Annotated in this window: 1 protein-coding gene and 2 pseudogenes; all 3 read right to left on the reverse strand. The window is 34.8% G+C overall.

The window, feature by feature from the left end:
• Positions 1-111 (reverse strand): annotated as a pseudogene (locus DMC01_RS16970) (Eco57I restriction-modification methylase domain-containing protein); the annotation flags it as partial.
• Positions 112-885: a HinfI family type II restriction enzyme gene (locus DMC01_RS12545; RefSeq protein WP_142694517.1), complete on the reverse strand. Its 774-nt coding sequence runs from the start codon at positions 883-885 to the stop codon at positions 112-114.
• Positions 869-1,079: pseudogene (locus DMC01_RS14560) on the reverse strand (site-specific DNA-methyltransferase); the annotation flags it as partial. The pseudogene DMC01_RS14560 and the gene DMC01_RS12545, both read right to left, overlap by 17 nt.

Raw genomic sequence — 1,079 nt, forward strand, 5'->3', positions numbered from 1 at the left:
GCCCTCGTCTCCATCTTGTAAATAATATGAATTTTTTAGTAATTCTATCCAAAGGCGAAGGCGGCAAATCTCAACTGAATTTTCGTTTATATCTACGCCGTAAAGGTTGTTTTATCTCATTATTTTTTTATATAAATCATTGAATTTAGCCAAATTTTCACTTGATTCTGCAAAATTTTCAAACACCTTTTGCAAAGCCGTGTAATCAAATTTCAAAAAGTCCCTAAAAAATCGCTCGCCACGGTAAATGCACTCGCTTTCGGGCAGATAAATGTTGCCTTTCATTTTTTTGTTATTAAAATAAAACAAAATCGGCTTTATATCCACGCCAAGCTCACGCACCAAATAAGCATAGGTTTTTATAATTTTTCGGTTTAGTCCCACGAATTTATCGGTGTCGTGATCGTCATTGTATTTGATTTCAGCGTAATAAATTTGCCCCTTTTTGTCCTTAAAAAGCAAGTCAATATCGTGGTCGGTTTTTATACTGCTTTCAGTTTTATCTTGCAAAATAGCGTTTTTTAAAGCATTAAATTCTTTTTGTAAGTCAAAATTATTTTCGCTTTGTGCCTTTGTGATATATTTGTCAATGAGCGTGTCTGCAAAGGGCGACACCTTGAATTTATTGCTCTTTTTTCCGCTAAATTCAGCCAAAATTTCATAGCCACTATTTTCGACAAGCTGTCTCATCAGCTCTTCTATAAAATTGCCAAATTGAATGTTCATACTTTGCAAAATTCCGCCCAAAATCCTATATTTAATAGGAACAAAATGCACCTTTACTTCGTGTTTTTTGTGAATTTCTTTGAGCTTTTTTTCGCTCGTTGCGTGATGAATAAGTGCGTCAATAGAACTAAATACGATTTTTTCAAGCTCGGTTTGCATTTTGCACCCTTTCATATTCATACCTAAAAGAATCAATGCTTGCTAGCCCTTGTCCTTGCTCTACATAAAAATAGCTCCAGCCGTTGTGATTGCTCTTATTTAAATGCTTTGCTGCCATTTTGTGAATGCTTAATGTCTCTTGTCCGTCCGTTACCTTGTCGTTTTCAAGTAGGGTGCAAATGAAGTTTTTATTT

This window comes from Campylobacter troglodytis (assembly GCF_006864425.1).
Classification (GTDB): Bacteria; Campylobacterota; Campylobacteria; order Campylobacterales; family Campylobacteraceae; genus Campylobacter_D; species Campylobacter_D troglodytis.

What these genes read in the sequence shown, in the direction of transcription:
- DMC01_RS12545 (WP_142694517.1), bottom strand. Translation starts at nt 885, where the DNA reads ATGCAAACCGAGCTTGAAAAAATCGTATTTAGTTCTATTGACGCACTT.